General features: G+C 49.0%; 17 protein-coding genes. 10 read left to right on the top strand and 7 right to left on the bottom strand.

All coding sequences use genetic code 11. The annotated features are described in order from the left end of the window. Position 1: 1 nt before the first annotated feature. The 9 genes from ACTJJJ_RS04715 to ACTJJJ_RS04675 all read left to right on the top strand — a co-directional run bounded on the left by ACTJJJ_RS04715 (position 2) and on the right by ACTJJJ_RS04675 (position 6,308). The gene (locus tag ACTJJJ_RS04715; protein WP_440701599.1) at positions 2 to 277 is read left to right on the top strand and encodes a hypothetical protein; all 276 of its coding nucleotides are present in this window, start codon (positions 2 to 4) and stop codon (positions 275 to 277) included. Next, a complete protein-coding gene (locus ACTJJJ_RS04710; RefSeq protein WP_440701598.1) occupies positions 274 to 720 on the top strand; it encodes a type II toxin-antitoxin system VapC family toxin in 447 nt (148 codons plus the stop codon). Before ACTJJJ_RS04715 ends, ACTJJJ_RS04710 begins: the two co-directional genes overlap by 4 nt. A gap of 5 nt (positions 721 to 725) precedes the next feature. After that, a complete protein-coding gene (locus ACTJJJ_RS04705; protein ID WP_440701597.1) occupies positions 726 to 2,207 on the top strand; it encodes an HsdM family class I SAM-dependent methyltransferase in 1,482 nt (493 codons plus the stop codon). Between the two features lie 4 nt (positions 2,208 to 2,211). Then, the gene (locus ACTJJJ_RS04700; RefSeq protein WP_440701596.1) at positions 2,212 to 2,658 is read left to right on the top strand and encodes a DinB family protein; all 447 of its coding nucleotides are present in this window, start codon (positions 2,212 to 2,214) and stop codon (positions 2,656 to 2,658) included. 89 nt (positions 2,659 to 2,747) lie between these two features. After that, entirely contained in the window at positions 2,748 to 3,335 is a 588-nt protein-coding gene (locus ACTJJJ_RS04695; RefSeq protein WP_229221567.1) for a TetR/AcrR family transcriptional regulator, read from the top strand. Positions 3,336 to 3,375: 40 nt separating this feature from the next. Then, on the top strand, positions 3,376 to 3,615 hold the full coding sequence (locus ACTJJJ_RS04690; RefSeq protein WP_188930117.1) for a hypothetical protein: 240 nt from the start codon (positions 3,376 to 3,378) through the stop codon (positions 3,613 to 3,615). A 21-nt stretch (positions 3,616 to 3,636) separates the two neighbouring features. After that, positions 3,637 to 4,896 (top strand): MFS transporter, encoded by a 1,260-nt coding sequence (locus ACTJJJ_RS04685; RefSeq protein WP_188930119.1) that lies wholly within the window; start codon positions 3,637 to 3,639, stop codon positions 4,894 to 4,896. Between the two features lie 333 nt (positions 4,897 to 5,229). After that, complete coding sequence (locus tag ACTJJJ_RS04680) at positions 5,230 to 5,994, top strand: ParA family protein (RefSeq protein ID WP_188930121.1); 765 nt, start codon at positions 5,230 to 5,232, stop codon at positions 5,992 to 5,994. Between the two features lie 5 nt (positions 5,995 to 5,999). Further along, positions 6,000 to 6,308 (top strand): hypothetical protein, encoded by a 309-nt coding sequence (locus tag ACTJJJ_RS04675; RefSeq protein WP_188930123.1) that lies wholly within the window; start codon positions 6,000 to 6,002, stop codon positions 6,306 to 6,308. Positions 6,309 to 6,355: 47 nt separating this feature from the next. On the opposite strand, the gene ACTJJJ_RS04670 is transcribed toward ACTJJJ_RS04675, so the two are convergent. From ACTJJJ_RS04670 to ACTJJJ_RS04640, 7 genes are all read right to left on the bottom strand, one after another. Continuing rightward, positions 6,356 to 8,176: a M64 family metallopeptidase gene (locus ACTJJJ_RS04670; protein WP_440701595.1), complete on the bottom strand. Its 1,821-nt coding sequence runs from the start codon at positions 8,174 to 8,176 to the stop codon at positions 6,356 to 6,358. Positions 8,177 to 8,312: 136 nt separating this feature from the next. Beyond that, complete coding sequence (locus tag ACTJJJ_RS04665) at positions 8,313 to 10,124, bottom strand: M64 family metallopeptidase (protein WP_440701594.1); 1,812 nt, start codon at positions 10,122 to 10,124, stop codon at positions 8,313 to 8,315. A gap of 2 nt (positions 10,125 to 10,126) precedes the next feature. Continuing rightward, positions 10,127 to 10,621, bottom strand: coding sequence for a hypothetical protein (locus tag ACTJJJ_RS04660; protein WP_440701593.1), 495 nt, complete (start codon positions 10,619 to 10,621; stop codon positions 10,127 to 10,129). A 57-nt stretch (positions 10,622 to 10,678) separates the two neighbouring features. Continuing rightward, positions 10,679 to 12,073 carry a pyridoxal phosphate-dependent decarboxylase family protein gene (locus ACTJJJ_RS04655; RefSeq protein ID WP_440701592.1) on the bottom strand — a complete coding sequence of 465 codons (1,395 nt, stop codon included), beginning with the start codon at positions 12,071 to 12,073 and terminating at the stop codon, positions 10,679 to 10,681. 3 nt (positions 12,074 to 12,076) lie between these two features. Further along, positions 12,077 to 12,439: a nuclear transport factor 2 family protein gene (locus ACTJJJ_RS04650; protein ID WP_440701591.1), complete on the bottom strand. Its 363-nt coding sequence runs from the start codon at positions 12,437 to 12,439 to the stop codon at positions 12,077 to 12,079. Positions 12,440 to 12,445: 6 nt separating this feature from the next. After that, complete coding sequence (locus ACTJJJ_RS04645; protein WP_440701590.1) at positions 12,446 to 12,916, bottom strand: DUF1572 family protein; 471 nt, start codon at positions 12,914 to 12,916, stop codon at positions 12,446 to 12,448. Then, positions 12,909 to 13,838, bottom strand: a complete 930-nt coding sequence (locus ACTJJJ_RS04640; RefSeq protein ID WP_188930137.1) for a DMT family transporter — start codon at positions 13,836 to 13,838, stop codon at positions 12,909 to 12,911. The genes ACTJJJ_RS04645 and ACTJJJ_RS04640 overlap by 8 nt, the downstream gene beginning before the upstream one ends. Positions 13,839 to 13,940: 102 nt before the next feature. Between ACTJJJ_RS04640 and ACTJJJ_RS04635 the strand changes: the two genes are divergently transcribed. Then, positions 13,941 to 15,380, top strand: a complete 1,440-nt coding sequence (locus ACTJJJ_RS04635; RefSeq protein WP_440701589.1) for a PLP-dependent aminotransferase family protein — start codon at positions 13,941 to 13,943, stop codon at positions 15,378 to 15,380. Positions 15,381 to 15,515: the final 135 nt, after the last annotated feature.

Raw genomic sequence — 15,515 nt, 5'->3', positions numbered from 1 at the left:
CATGAAAGTTGCAAAAAAACAAAAGGCGAAGTCGGCTTCGGGTGCCAGCCGTCCAGGCAAACCAAAGCAAGTAGATTATCCCGAACCGGACCAAAATTTGCCGGTGATGAGAGCCGAAGAACCTGCCGTGGAATATCGGAAATCCACTCAGTCTGACGCCATTAAATTCCGTTCGTCGCTATCCTATCGATTGATGGGTTGCGCACAGGGCTTTATGAGCAATATGTCCGATGACGAAATCAAGGAAATGATGATTCGTGACAGATATGGCCTATGAAGTTTTTTCTGGATACAAATGTGCTGCTTGATCACGCACTTAACAGGGTCACTGGGCAACCGATGGAAATTAGCTATTTGATGTTGTTGACCAAAAATCAGAATATTCCTGTATATATTTCGCCCGGTTCTCTCTATACATTTACCTATGTTCTCCAAAAAAACGGGTTGCGAGGGAAGGATTTACGAATGAAAATTGAACAATATCTGTCGCTGGTACATCTTTGCCCCAGTGATAAAACTTATTTTTTAGAAGGTATTCAATCCGATTTCAAAGATATTGAAGACGCTTTTCAATATTTTCATGGCTTGCAGACCGAGTGCGATCATCTCATTACAAGCAACGTTCGGGACCTCAAACCGCACTGCGGCGTCATGCAGGTTTTTTCGCCTTCCCAATTTGTAACCCAGGTATTGAACACGAAACGCGGCATCGACTTCTAAACCGGATGGCTTCACAAACACGCACGTACGCGCGCAAAAAATTGCTGGGCCAGGTTTATACGCCTCTTCATATTGTCGACAAAATACTGCGGCATTGCGGTTTTTATGAGACGGATTTAACCGGAAAACGTATGCTCGACCCGGCGTGTGGCGACGGGCGTTTCCTGGTGCCGATCGCGGAATTCATCATTCGCAATACGCCGACCGACGAAATCGCCCAAAAGCTGCAACGACTTCATGGCTGGGACGTTGACAAAAAAGCGTTGCAACAATGCCGTGAAAACCTCGACGCGCTCATTGCACCGCTCGGCATTTCGGTTGACTGGCAATTGCGCCAATGCGATGCTTTGAAACAATGGCGATCCCGGGAGAAATTCGATCTGATTGTCGGAAATCCGCCCTACATCCGCATTCAGCATTTGCCTGAGGTACAGCGGAAATACATTCAGAAGCATTACTCATTTTGCAGCACGGGGTCTACCGATGCATTTATCGCGTTTTTTCAACTCGCAACCAAGCTGCTCGCGCGCGATGGCATATGTGGTTTGATTACGCCCAACTCCTATCTCGTTTCAGAATCCGGCGGGCCTTTGCGAAAGTATTTTTGCAAAAATCAAAATTTAAAACTTATTACCAATTACCGCGATGTGCCGGTCTTTGGCGCTGCTTCAACCTACCCTGCTATCACCCTATTCGGCGGGCAGCAAGCCGATGTTTTCCGCTTCGAACAATGCATCAACAACCGTTTCGAATACGAAGGGCGCGATATTTCCCACTTCGAATTGAAGAACGACATCCCCTGGCAGCTTTCTGTCAACGAACAGACAATACAGGAAGGCCGGCGGCTGGGTGACATTTGTAAAATTTCGGTCGGATTGACGACGCTGGCGGACGGTTGCTATCTGTTCAATATTATCAGCGAGAAGAATGGCCTGGTTTACGTCAAAAACAAGAATGGCTTCTTCACGCATTTGGAAAAGGACTTACTTAAACCGATTATCAAAGGCTCCAAGCTGAAAGCTGCCGACGACGCGATTACCGAATATATCCTATTTCCCTACCAGAAAGACAGCTCTGATAAACAGCGCATTATCCCCGAGGAAACGCTTAAAGCAGAATTTCCTCAAACATATTCCTATCTTATTAAAGTAAAACCCGAACTGGATCGTCGTGATAACGGGAAGCCCAATGCAGTTGCGTGGTATGCATTCGGGAGGGCTCAGGGGTTAGATAATGCATTTGGCAAGAAGATCATTTTCTCGCCGATGAACCGCCAGCCGAATTTCATTTTGTATGAAAACCCGGATGTGACGGTTTATTCAGGTTATTTTATTAAATATGATGGGGATTATCAAACGTTACTCGAACAGCTCAATTCGCAACGAATGGCCGATTTTGTGGCTATTGCCGGACGAGATTTTCAAGGCGGATACAAAGGTTACAACAAGAAGGTAATCGAGAATTTTATTATCACCACTCACTCCTGAAAATATGGACATCACCGCTTCTATTGACCGTTTAACCTGGCTCTGCGAACACATCCCGGCACTCATCGAGGCCATTCCGGTTACAGCGCTGGAAAGTAAACCTACGCCCGAAAAATGGAGCAAAAAAGAAATTTTAGGCCATTTGATCGACAGTGCTGCCAACAACCATCAGCGGTTTATCAGGATCCAGTCCGAAAATGAGCCGGTGATCTTCTACAATCAGAACGATTGGGTAGGGTTCAGCAGGTACAACGAGATCGCCACCGAACAGCTGATTGCGACCTGGAAGCATTATAATCTCCACCTGGCAGCAGTCGCAAAGGCCATTCGCCCCGAGAACCTCTCCCGAAATGGTGTGGGAAGAGATGGTCAGCCGCACACGCTGAAATGGTATTTCGACGATTACGTCGACCATATGGAGCACCACTTACACCAAATAGTATCCTATTAATCAGCCCCATTCGCGAATATTTGTGCTAAAAGATTTATAAATAAACGAACGTTCATTTATATTTGCGCCATGAAAAATACCGCTGACAATTGAGACTTAGGGACGCTAACAAGGAGGCGCTGATCCGTGAGAAGGCGATCGAGCTCATCGTGAACCACGGCTTCGACGGGCTGAGCATGCACAAACTCGCCAAAGCCGCAGGGGTATCGGTGGCTACGATTTACATTTATTTCAAAGACCGCGAGGATCTTATCCAGCAGGTTTATACCGATGAATCGCGCAAAATGACGGAGGCGACATTGTTAAATTTCGATCCGGACGTGCATTTCGATGAAGGCTTGAAGCGGCAATGGATCAATCGCATGAACTATTGCCTTGAAAACCCGTACAGTATGACGTTCATGGAGCAGGTGAAGCATTCACCGCTGGTGGACCGTTCGACGGTGGATACGCGTTTTTTGCAGGCAATGCAGCGGTTTGTCCACAATGCGATCGACCGCAAGGAAATTATGCCGCTGCCGGTTGAAATTTACTGGTCGATAGCCTTTGCCCCCCTCTACCAGCTTGTGAAGTTCCATATCGCGGGCAAAAGTATGCCCGGCCGCCCTCCGTTCATTTTCGATGAAGAGAAAATCAACCTGACACTCGGATTGGTGTTAAAAGCCTTAAAACCTTAACAGGAAAGCTGAAACCGGTCCGCACCTTAATTTGTTTGCCATGAACGACCATAAAATCATCGACGCGTTTGTGCTGGTTTTCAAGACCAACATCAACAATCCAAGACAAGTCAAATCGATCGCCACTACCCTGGATAGCTGCCCCGACATCCTGAAATGGAACGTCGACCTGGCGGATATCGACAAGGTGTTGCGCATCGAGGCCACACACGCGCAATGCGGGCCTGTGATCGAGCTAGTCACCCGCGCGGGGTACGTATGCGAAGAATTAACAGACTAAAAATTTACAAAAACAAACTCTATGTCAGAAACCAAACCCACATTTACCGGCTATGAAAAATTCATCATAGCCCTTTTAGCCACTTTGCAGTTTACAGTTGTGCTCGATTTCATGGTGCTATCGCCTTTGGGCTACATCCTGCTCGACAAATTATCCATTACCACCAGCCAATTCGGGCTTGTCGTTTCCGCGTACGCATTCAGCGCGGGCGCTTCCGGGTTGCTCACTGCGGGTTTTGCCGATAAATTCGACCGCAAAAAGCTGCTGCTTTTCTTCTACGTCGGCTTCCTCGTCGGCACCTTGTTCTGCGGGCTTGCGCCTACTTACCATTTACTGCTGGCCGCCCGCGTGTTCACGGGTATCTTCGGCGGGGTAATCGGTTCGATCAGCTTTGCTATTATCACCGATCTGTTTGCAATCAACGTTCGCGGCCGGGTCATGGGGTTTGTGCAAATGGCGTTTGCGAGCAGCCAGGTATTAGGCATTCCGATCGGCCTTTATCTCGCAAACAAATTCAATTGGCACGCGCCTTTCCTGATGATCGTTGCGCTCGGCCTGATCGTCGGCATTCTGATCGTAGTCAAATTGAAACCAATCAATGCGCATTTAAAAATCCAGCAGAAAGGAAATGCCTTCCATCACCTGGGCAAGACACTCTCCCGCCCCGACTACCTGCAGGGCTTTGCCGCCACTGCACTCCTCGCGACCGGCGGCTTTATGCTGATGCCGTTTGGCACGGCCTTCGGGGTACATAACCTGGGCATCGCCGAAGCATCGCTTCCTACATTGTATATGGTGACCGGCATTTCCATGCTTGTCTTTAGTCCGATGATCGGGAAGCTGAGCGACAAGGCTGGGAAGTATAAAGTCTTCCTGATGGGCTCGACGATCACCTGCATTATGACCCTCATTTATTGCAATCTCAGCGTGACGCCGCTTTGGATTATCATCGGTTTGAATGTCCTGCTTTTCGTAGGGATCACCGGCCGGATGATTTCGGCTTCGGCACTGATGACCGCCGTTCCCGACCCGGCCGACCGGGGCGCTTACATGGGTATCAACTCGTCGATCCAGCAGATCGCCGGTGGACTTGCCTCCTTGCTCGCGGGCTTCATTGTCTCGGAAACAAGCACGGGCTTCATCGAAAACTACCCGTTACTCGGTGATGTAGTTGTGTTCGCCGTGATCGTTACTGCCTTGCTGATGTACCGCATTCATAAATATGTGGAATCGAAACTGGCGGCAGTAACGCCCGCGAATGCGCCTAATCCGGCGGTTTAGAAGATTTTTGTTAACCAATATGTCACCCTGAACGGAGTCGAAGGGCAAATGCGGCGACTATATCGCATTGCCCTTCAACTCCGCCCAGGGTGACAACTGTTTTAAGGCAAGCCGGCAATACCTTTATTTATATTGATTATCAAATCATTGTAAAATATTTCTAAAAAAATTCTTTTAATACTTTTTATTCATTTAAAATGATTGATACATTTACCACGACAAAAACTTTTTCGACTTTCTATTTATAAGGATTAGGGTTAAAATTATTTTATGTTTATTTACAAATCCGACATGAGATAAACTATTAACTTTTTATACTTATAATACTTTTAAATGAAAATCATCAGTATTGTCAACAACAAAGGTGGTGTGGGAAAGACTACATCTGCCCAGAGTATTGCTGCCGGTCTCAGCAAATTTGCCAATGCACGTGTGCTGGTTATTGACCTGGATGCACAGGCGAGTCTTACCAAAAGTTTCGGCATTCATCATGCCGGGCTTAAAAAAGACAGCGGCTCGTTCATCACCGGCGAATACGAATTTGATGAGATCGTCAAGCGTGTTGGAGACATTGATGTTTTGCCCGGATCAGCCGAAATGATCCACCGGGAAGACACGATCAAGTCGGCACCTGTTTTTCCTTTCAACCTGAAAATTGCATTGGAGAAAGTGAAGGACCGTTACGACTTTGTGATCATCGACTGCCCTCCTGCACTCTATGGAAACACGAGACTTGCGTTGGTTTCATGCCACCAGTATTATGTTCCGTTGCAGGCAGAATTTTTGAGCTACGAGGGTTTGCGGAACTTCCTGGTGTATTCGGCGGAGATCAAAAAGATCAGCCCGAGCACCAATCTGGGCGGCGTGTTTGCGACGCGCTACAACCCAAAGATCCGTAAGAAGATCAGCCACGAACTGATCATGGCGACGCGGGAGCAGCTCGGCGAGGTGTTCATGGAAGCCTACATCCGCGATAACATCGCATTGTCGGAAGCACAGGCCAACGGAACGACGATTTTTGAATACGCACCAAACAGTAATGGAGCAGAAGATTATTATAAGTTGACAAAAGAAATACTGGAACGAATAAATAACTGACACTTATGGCAAAGGAAAGGAAGTTTGATTTTGCACCCCTACCCCTGGTTGCTGATTTACAGGAAGACGAGCCCGTAGTAATTAAAGAGGCAGTCGAAGTCGTGGACGGTGCTCCCACCAAAGTCACTTTCGATTGTGATTTCGTGCTGATGGAAAATATGAAGGATTACGGCTACTGGGAAGGTCTGACGCAAAAGGACATCATCATCGAATCCTTAAAGCTGTATTTTCAGGACAAAGAAATCCGCCCCCGCCCCGATAAGATACGCAACCGCACAAAGGTTGGCCGCAAGCCCAAATCGGCATTGGTATAAGAGAAAGTCTCCCGAAAGGAGACTTTTTTGTTGCATGTTACATATGTCTATTCGACGACGACCTTGCCCGATACCTCCCTGCTGCCATTTATAAACCGATAAATATAAATCCCCGGCGGCGCATCAATCACCATCTCAGTTTTGAATTGAAAATTTTTTGACAACACTAATCTCCCCGCCTGATCGTAAAAAGCGATGCGTGATTCGCCCGGCAATGCGGTCTCCAGGGCAATCAGGCCTCTCGCAGGATTAGGAAAAATGTTCAACCATTTCTCCTCACTACCTGCCACCGACAAAATCGGGTCGATTTTCACAACCGTTTGAAGCGTTTTGGCGCAACCATTTTCCCCGGTTACCCTCACCTCATAAATGCCCGCACTGTAAATACCGGCTTCGCGTATCGATGCAGTCGCCGCATTCGCTCTGAAATTTCTTGGCCCCCTCCATTGATAATCCACACCACCTGAGGCGGTCAACTCTACTGTTTGCCCGATTACATATGGCCCTCCATTGCCCGCTGTCGCCACCGGCAGCGGCAGAACGGTAATGGGGACTTCCACAATCGGCGGTGGATTTCCGTCGACTCTGCATTCAGCTTTGTAAATGATGCTTTCGCTTGGGGCCACTGAAATAGATTCGCCCTTTCCCGAGGTTGACCATAACACCTTCCCCGCACAACCATAACCTGTCAACGTGATCGTATCGCCCGCGCAAACACTATCCGCTGATGCTACCACTTGAAATACTCGTGGAAGTGCCGATCGCAACGACCAGCGAATGGTCTTTCTACGCAAATTTTTCACCCCATCTCGCCTGCTTATCGCGGTTGAGTCAAACACGGTAGCCGTTAATATCGAACCGTCTGTTACCTGGTCAGGCTTTAAAATCAATTCATCAGTATCCCCCGAGATACGCTTTCCATTTAAACGCCATTCCACCTCGAGGCTATTGGGATCCGGGTTCAACAAAACGAGTTTGAAGGTTACTTGCTTCTCAACATTGATGATAGAAGCAGTGTCAGGCTCAACCCGATCAACGGGATTGACGAGCCCCAGAATGCTTTCCACTACCGCTTCACGACAGACAGCGCAATAGCCTTTATTCATGTCTTCCATTAAACAAGTGCCCTGGGCTGGTTTGTACCATCGAGCGGCTTCGCCTTGCAACCCGTGTCTGTAAACACCAATGGGAGGAAAATTGAGCCAGTTTTTCCATCTAACAGTAGTCTCCGAGCTATCGGTAGTAATATTAGGTCCTTCTCTGGAATAAAGCCCATACGGTTCCTGCCAATATTCGTCGGCTAGATCCGTTAGTGCATGCCCAACTTCATGAACTCCCACATTGTCCCAATTTTCTTGGAGGCTAAAAATTGCCCCTCCTGTTCCTCCCGCACCTCCATAGTACTGGGTATTTGCCAAAAGAATAACCAGATCGTAAGCAGGAAAATGAGTAGCCAGCACATCCAGGTAAATTTCCCTTTTGGTGACATAGAGTAACCTTTGATAAAGCTTACCGAAAGAAACTCCGAAGAATGTCTCTTTCGTCTCGACTGGCTGATCGGGATAAGCGTCACCAGCTGTGCCCGGATTTGTAATACCGCTCTCTTTCGAAGGTGTACGAATCGCAAAAAAATTGAAATAGTCCCGATAGCGATCGTAAGGATGGTAGGATCGAAAAAAGTCCGTAAACTTCTTAGCCTCCGCTTCGAATTTTGGCATTTCAGCTTCTGTAAACCCATCGCCCAGAATGACGACATTGATTCGGTTATCCTGCGACCCTGTTTTGTAAAGTGTATCGACCTGATATTGTTGGGACAAAGCGCAGAAAGCAATGCACAGCAACCCTAATGCGAGAAATAATCTCTTCATACCTAATATTTTATAGTGTGTTAACAACAATTACCAATCAAAGCACTAACCCCTTATTGTACCTCCACTTTCCCCGAAACCTCCATTTCTAAACCGGTACATACGGCCCCGCAGACTCATTCAACTTAATACTAAGTTATTGAAACACAACCTTCCCTCCCGTTTCATGCTTACCATTCACAATCCGATAAACATAAAGCCCTGCCGATCCGCGGAACGTAATTTCGGTCCTGGATCTGAATACCCTGGAAAGCACCTTCCGTCCAGCCTGGTCGAAGAGGGTAAATGTCGATTCCCCGGGCAACAGGCACGCCACGCGGATTACGTCTCTGGCGGGATTGGGCGACACATTCACCCATTGCGCCGGGTCGTTGGCCACGGCAAGTATCGGATCAACCCTTACTTCCGTGCGGGCCGTATCAGAGCAACCGTTCGCATCTGTAACCATAACTTCGTAAACCCCCGCCTGGTCAAGCCCGGCGTTGCGAAGGGAAACGTGTGGTAATGTCGAAGCAAAGAACTTCGGCCCGCTCCACAAATAGGTATTCCCGCCACTAGCCGTGAGCTCGATAGTGCCGCCAACCTCGTAGGGCCCTCCGTTGGTCGCCGTCGCATCAGGAAGGGGCATTACCTGAATTGTCGTCCCGATTGTCTGCTCGGCCGCGCCTTCTACTTTACAAACTGCCGAATAGGTGGTCGTTTGGGCCGGCTTTACCTTCACGGATTTTTCACCGCTCCCGCCAGTCCAGCTCAATGTCCCCCGGCAACCGTATGCAAAAAGGGTGACCTCTTCACCCACGCATATCGTATCCGAAGAGGCCTTCACCCGAAACACGTCCGGCGTGCCGGATTTGAGTGTCCATTGCACATTTCGGGTTCGGTCGCTCCTGGCGCCGTCATACCGGCTTATGGTTGTGGAATCGAAGACAGAAGCCGTGAGAACGGCGCCGTCGGGCGCCTGCTCGGGTGCGAGGGTTAGCTGTGCGCCCATCCCCGCGAGCGGCTCACCATTCAGTGTCCATTGCACCTGCAAGGTATTGGGAAAGGGGGCGAGCAGGTCTATTTTAAAGCTTTGCGGATCATTGATAGTAACAATACTACCCGTGTCCGGCTCGGCTTTTTCAATCGGGTTGACCTGTTTCAGAAGTGTCTCCACCGTTGCTTCCCTGCAAACTGCACAAAACTCCTGATTCAAATACTCCATTAAGCATGCCCCATTTGCGGGTTTATGCCAAAGTGCCGCTTCGCCGGTATCTCCGTGCTTATAAATGCTGATACCGGGTTCATTGAGCCAATTCTTCCATCGCACACGCAGCACACTGCTTTCCTGCGTCATATTGGGAGCCTCCCATCCATAGCCAGGACCTGCCCAATACTCATCGTTCAGGTGCGAAAACGTGTGACCGATTTCATGGACGCCGATCGTGTTGGCTTGTGTATGAAGCGTGTGTACGGCTATACTTCCCCCCGATCCGCCGTAAAAAGGCGTATTGACCAGGACTATGACCAGATCATACATCGGAAAATGGTCTGCGAGAAGCTTGGTCAAGACATCATATTTAGTGATCGTCACCAACCGATGGATGGAGCTACCAAACGAGGAGCCAAAAAATGTATTTTTTATACCAACAGGCTGGTCCTTATAAGCATCGGGGGCCGTACCCGGATTGGTCACGCCGCTTTCGACCGAAGGTGTGCGAATGGCGAAAAAATTAAAATAGCTGCGATAGCGGACGTACGGATCGTAACCAAGAAAGAAATCGGCGAATTTTTTCGCCTCTGCTGCGAATTGGGGAAGTTCTTGCTGTGTAAAGCCGTCACCCAGGATCACGACGTTGATACGGTTATCGAACGGCCCTGTTTTATAGAGTGTATCCACCGTATATAGCTGGGCAAAAGCCGGGAAGGCAACGCAAATGGCATATAGGGTGGTACAAATCCTTTTCATAACTAGTTAAAAACGAGCGTATAGATTTTCACGGAGCCCCTTTCCGGAGTGACACTAAAAAGCTCCAAACGGTTGAGTCCCGAATGGATGGGCATGCGAACAAGCAGGGTACCTTCGCCAGCCTTCACTTCTTGCCGCCGCATATGACCCGAAGGATCACTCACTTCTACTGACCGATAAAGCGGATGTTCAAATGCCGTCTCAGCCTCCAGTGCACTCGTCGTGTACCGTGGAATGGCAGTTATGTAAACAGGAAAACCGACCGGATGACGCAAGTCCTTCATCCGGCCGTTGCCGACCGTAGCGCTCGCCAGTTCGACGTGCTCATTTCCGCCCGGTTTACCTGTAATGCGGAAACTCAGAAAGAGAATATGATCGGGTGATTTGCTGTCATAGTTCGGGAGCTCACTGATTTTCAGTGTTGAACGGCCTGACCTGCATTCGTTCATCAGCAACCCGGCGAGCGCGATGACAACCGTGGAAAATAAACGTAGCATGGCGTGGTTCGAAACAAAACTGTAACAGCAATCAATGTACAGTATTATTAACGAATTTCACAGTACCTGTAACACTTCCTCCATCTCACTGATAGCCACTTGAATATCGTCTTTCCCCGTTCGGTAATTAACAAAAGCAGCTCGAACAGCAGATGTACCCGACAGCGAAGTGGGCGTCATGAAAATTTTTCCGCGGCAATTTACTTTTTTCAAGAATTCGGGCATTTTTTCGACCTCTTTTTTCAATCTGAAACAAACTACATTGAGCCGGACAGGCGCCAACAATTCGAAATGGCCGCTGGTTTCGATGTAATTGCCCAGCTCCTGCGCACGTGCGATGCTATTTTGTACGATCCATTCGAAACCGTTGCGGCCGTAGGCGGTAAGACTGAACCACGCAGGCAATGCGCGGAAGCGACGGGAGTTTTCGGGAAGGAAATTGAGATAGGAAAAATTCTCCGACGGATCGCCGAGATAGGGCGCATTGGAATTTTGAAATGTACTGACCTGCAATCTGTTATGTGCCTTCCTGACGAACGAAACCGCGCTGTCGTAAGGTACATTCATCCATTTGTGGCAATCGATAGTAATGCTGTCCGCCTGCTCCCAGCCATTCAACAAATGGCGGTAAGATGGATGGCAGGCTGCGAAACCACCGAAAGCGGCATCGATATGGAGCCAGAAATCGTATCGTCTTTTCAATGCCACGATCGCCTGAATATCGTCAAAATCGACTGTGTTGACGGTTCCTGCACTACAATTAACGACGATTGGCCGGTCCCGGTTGTCAGCGAGCTTTTTCTCGAAATCGGCCAGATCCATTGCCTCCCTCCCATCCAGCGTCTCTATGCGCAGCATGTTGCTACTGCCCAATCCGAGCATAGACAGCGATTTGAGCACCGAAGAATGCGGCGTAGCGGCCATTACCACCATATCGCCATTTACACCCTCCCTCGAAATGTCGCGTCCAGATCGCTCACCGGCCCATTGTCTCGCTACGGCCAGGCCCGTAAAATTCGACATTGTAGCGCCCGTGACGAAGCCGCCATTGAAATCATCGGGCAAATAGAGCAGCTGACGCAACAACCGAATAGTCTCCTGCTCGACGATCGCAGAAACATCTCCCTCACCTTGCGTGGTCTGCGTATTCTGATCATAAACGGCTGTCAGCCAATCGCCGGCGATGGCTGCGGGAGTGGCGCCGCCAGTTACAAAACCCCAATACCGGGGCCCGGGGCTGGCGACCATCAGTTTGTCAAAGTGTGTTTTAAAGGCTTCAAGGCTTCTCAGCGCGCCCATCCCCCCTTCACTCAGGTCGGCGGGACGGATTCGCTGATCGGCAACGCAGGTAGGCCGGTCTGCAAGATTTTCAAGAAAACCCAGACTGTCCTTTTTTACCTGGTCCAAAATCGTATCCAGGCTATTCAATTCATTTTCAAACAATTCAAACATAAACTATTGATTATAATGCGCTTTTACCAGACTAATCTTACCTGCCTCATCGAGTTCCATCAACTCGGCGGCCATTCGATTACTTACACTTTTGTAATATAAAATGACAGAACTTGCACCTACGAGGACCTCATTTAGTTCGAAGTGCAAATCCGCGTAAATGTCGAGCGCTTTCTTGAAGTACTTTTCGAGCTCCTGCTTGTCGGCGATGACCCCGTCGGCATTCATGCCTAGCTTGATAATGTAGGGCGAAAAGAACCGGATATCCTCGGAATATAACCTCATGATAGCAGTAAGGTCATGATGATTCCAGGCGTCAATCCATTGTTCTGCAAAGGATTGTGCCGATTGTTCTGTTAAATGCATGGCTGTTTATGGTTGTGTTAACGGTGTTTGAGTGATCCAGCGGCGATGATAGTTGATCTGACCGAGATGCCATGAAAGGTGCGCTAACAAATGGGTAAGAACGAGCCGCACAGACTGTTCCGGAAACAGATCCACCACATGACGAGGATATTCCTCCTCCATCTTCTCCTCATCCAGCGTCCGTAGTGTGTTGATCACTACCTCGTGTAGCGTATCCAGCTCCACAAGCATTTGTATTTGGGTAAACGTCTTTTGGTTAAACTCGGCATCACGGTCACGTATGTACGCATGCCCGCCGAGTATAAGGCCCACGTATGTGCGTAAATTCCCGATTAAGTGCTGGCACAGATTACCGCCCGGATTGATCGTACCTGGTAGCGGCACCCATAAGGCATTTTCCGAATGGTACTGCTCAATTTCCCTCCGGAGCTTTTTGATATCCCGACTGAATAAAGTGATGAATATGTCGCTATTCATGGCTATTTATTAAAGTGAATGTACTTTTCCTCTTTTGAAGCTGGTAACCGCGGTTTACCAGAAAGACGCCGCCGAGGGTGACAGCAAATGCAAGGGTCGTGAGCCAGGTTATCCTTTCATCCAATATTAAAAAACCTAGTACCAACGCTACCAGTGGATTAATGTACGCATAAATGGACACCAATCCTGCCGGCAGCCTGGACATGGCAAACAGATACGAGCCAAAAGCGAGGATCGAGCCGAAAAAAATCAGGTACAAAAGGGCCAGGATCGATTTCGGTTGCATCACAGGCAAATTTGTCCAATCCTCATTGAAAGCACTCAGCACAAAGAGTCCCACCCCACCGGCCATCATCTGAATCGCGGCGTTGAAAAACGAATCTGTTCTGCCCGGGTAGCTCTTGGTATACAGCCCACCCAGGCACCACGACACGCACGAAGCCAGCGTAACGCAGATACCCATGAAGGAATTCCGGTCGGCCAGGTATTCGAGGTTATCCCTGAACACCAGCATCACCCCCGCAAGTCCCAGCATCACGCCGGCTGCCACATGGGCGTTGATACGCTCTTCCTTCCGCGCCAGCACATTGATCAGGATAGTGAAAAGCGGTACCGTCGCATACAGCAAGGCAGCAAGGCCACTTGGGATGAATTGAACGCACCAGCCCACCAGGCCCGTCCCGAACGTGATCATACACCAGCCCGGAACGAGTTGCAAACCGATATCGGCCAAAGTCCAGGGGAATGACCTCTTCCTGAGCATGAGAAAACCCAGCAGCAATGCTCCCGCCACCACGTTCCTGAAACCCATGAAGAAAAGTGCCGGAAAACCCGACACGCCAATGCGCGCGGCCAGGTAAGTGGTCCCCCAAAAGAAACACACCATTACCAATGCGAAATATGCCGTCAGATTCCCTTTCATAGCCGTTTTAGATTGAACGCCACAAAATTCCGCCCCTTAAATTTAATAAAACAGATTCACTTTTGTTATTTTGAAGCATAACAGATATAAATATCGACTAGCATGACCGAAGCGCCTACCCGCGAAGATTTCCTGTACTCACAAATCGCCGACCGCCTTGCAACGCAAATTGAAAAAGGCATCCTGAAAGCCGGCGACAAGCTGTTTTCGCTCCGCGCGCTGAGTAAAGAACAGGGCGTCAGCCTTAGCACGGCATTCAAGGCTTACGTGGAACTGGAAAACAAGGGTATCATCGAAGCAAGGCCCAAATCGGGCTATTTTGTCCGTTTTTCGCCACTCAATGCACCTGAAAGGCTCCATAACACATCGCCAAGCCCGCTCATCGAAAAGGCTAATGTGGATGAAATGATCCGGACGGTCTACAAAACCATGACCCACGAGCGGATTATCCGGCTGTCCGTGGCTGCTCCTTCCGCCGAACTCATCCCGGAAGCCAAACTGAACAAAGCTATGATTGAGGCGCTCAGAAAAAGCCCCCACAGCTGTACCCAGTATGAAGAAGTACAAGGCAACCCCGCCCTACGGCAACAGATCGCCAGATATGCATTCAACTGGAAAGGAAACGTGAGCGGAGACGACGTCATTACCACGCAAGGCTGTATGGAAGCGCTGATTTTTTGCCTGAAAGCCGTTACCGAACCCGGCGACACCGTTGCGATCGAAAACCCGATTTACTTTGGAATTTTTAATATTATGAAAAGCCTCGGGCTAAAAACGCTCAAAATTCCCTGCCACCCCGACGAGGGTGCCGATCTTGAATACCTTGAAAAAGCACTTGAAACGATTCCCGTCAAAGCAGTGCTGTTTGTACCTAATTTTTCCAACCCCACCGGCGCGCTTATGCCGGATCACCGCAAGAAGCAGCTCGTCGAAATGCTCGCCGCTCGCGAGATTCCATTGATCGAGGATGATATTTATGGAGAAATGTATTTTGGAAAAACAAGGCCGGGTACGTGCAAAAGTTACGACAAAAAAGGCCTGGTAATGCTCTGCGGGTCGGTATCTAAAACGCTCGCACCGGGTTATCGCGTAGGTTGGTGCCTGCCGGGGAAGTTTAAGGACAAAGTTCTGAGCAACAAGCTGATGCATACTGTTTCTTCCGCCACTCCGACACAGGCAGCCATTGCCAACTTCTTCGAAACCGGTCGCTATGACCTGCATATGAGGCACCTGCGCAAATCGCTGCACACGCAATGCCTGCGTTATGTGCAAGCCATTTCCGACTATTTCCCCGCTGATACAAGGCTCGTGCGGCCACAAGGCGGGTATGTTTTGTGGATTGAACTGAACAAAAACATCAATGCATTCGAACTCTTCGAAAGCGCCATCCAGGAAAGCATCAGCATCGCCCCCGGCCAGATTTTCAGTACCGACGCACGGTTCAGCAATTACATCCGCATCAGTTTCGGCGCACCTTATAATGCGGCGATTGACGCGGGATTAAGGAAACTGGGAGAGTTGATCAGGGATGCAACTGGCTGATCAATAGCCTTAAAACATACGCAACAATATTGCAATTACTTGATTTTCAGCACCTGTAACCCTGTTGCACGGCTTTGTAACCTACCTTTGTAATGTTCCTACGGCTCAGCTGTACGGCAGAACAGCATTTTAGTA

This window comes from Dyadobacter sp. 22481, from assembly GCF_052044875.1.
GTDB lineage: Bacteria > Bacteroidota > Bacteroidia > Cytophagales > Spirosomataceae > Dyadobacter > Dyadobacter endophyticus.
The sequence above is the reverse complement of the archived record's forward strand: the minus strand, read 5'-3'. Positions and strand labels throughout refer to the sequence as shown.

What these genes read in the sequence shown, in the direction of transcription:
- ACTJJJ_RS04715 (WP_440701599.1), top strand. Translation starts at nt 2, where the DNA reads ATGAAAGTTGCAAAAAAACAAAAGGCGAAGTCGGCTTCGGGTGCCAGC.
- ACTJJJ_RS04710 (WP_440701598.1), top strand. Translation starts at nt 274, where the DNA reads ATGAAGTTTTTTCTGGATACAAATGTGCTGCTTGATCACGCACTTAAC.
- ACTJJJ_RS04705 (WP_440701597.1), top strand. Translation starts at nt 726, where the DNA reads ATGGCTTCACAAACACGCACGTACGCGCGCAAAAAATTGCTGGGCCAG.
- ACTJJJ_RS04700 (WP_440701596.1), top strand. Translation starts at nt 2,212, where the DNA reads ATGGACATCACCGCTTCTATTGACCGTTTAACCTGGCTCTGCGAACAC.
- ACTJJJ_RS04690 (WP_188930117.1), top strand. Translation starts at nt 3,376, where the DNA reads ATGAACGACCATAAAATCATCGACGCGTTTGTGCTGGTTTTCAAGACC.
- ACTJJJ_RS04685 (WP_188930119.1), top strand. Translation starts at nt 3,637, where the DNA reads ATGTCAGAAACCAAACCCACATTTACCGGCTATGAAAAATTCATCATA.
- ACTJJJ_RS04680 (WP_188930121.1), top strand. Translation starts at nt 5,230, where the DNA reads ATGAAAATCATCAGTATTGTCAACAACAAAGGTGGTGTGGGAAAGACT.
- ACTJJJ_RS04675 (WP_188930123.1), top strand. Translation starts at nt 6,000, where the DNA reads ATGGCAAAGGAAAGGAAGTTTGATTTTGCACCCCTACCCCTGGTTGCT.
- ACTJJJ_RS04670 (WP_440701595.1), bottom strand. Translation starts at nt 8,176, where the DNA reads ATGAAGAGATTATTTCTCGCATTAGGGTTGCTGTGCATTGCTTTCTGC.
- ACTJJJ_RS04665 (WP_440701594.1), bottom strand. Translation starts at nt 10,124, where the DNA reads ATGAAAAGGATTTGTACCACCCTATATGCCATTTGCGTTGCCTTCCCG.
- ACTJJJ_RS04660 (WP_440701593.1), bottom strand. Translation starts at nt 10,621, where the DNA reads ATGCTACGTTTATTTTCCACGGTTGTCATCGCGCTCGCCGGGTTGCTG.
- ACTJJJ_RS04655 (WP_440701592.1), bottom strand. Translation starts at nt 12,073, where the DNA reads ATGTTTGAATTGTTTGAAAATGAATTGAATAGCCTGGATACGATTTTG.
- ACTJJJ_RS04650 (WP_440701591.1), bottom strand. Translation starts at nt 12,439, where the DNA reads ATGCATTTAACAGAACAATCGGCACAATCCTTTGCAGAACAATGGATT.
- ACTJJJ_RS04645 (WP_440701590.1), bottom strand. Translation starts at nt 12,916, where the DNA reads ATGAATAGCGACATATTCATCACTTTATTCAGTCGGGATATCAAAAAG.
- ACTJJJ_RS04640 (WP_188930137.1), bottom strand. Translation starts at nt 13,838, where the DNA reads ATGAAAGGGAATCTGACGGCATATTTCGCATTGGTAATGGTGTGTTTC.
- ACTJJJ_RS04635 (WP_440701589.1), top strand. Translation starts at nt 13,941, where the DNA reads ATGACCGAAGCGCCTACCCGCGAAGATTTCCTGTACTCACAAATCGCC.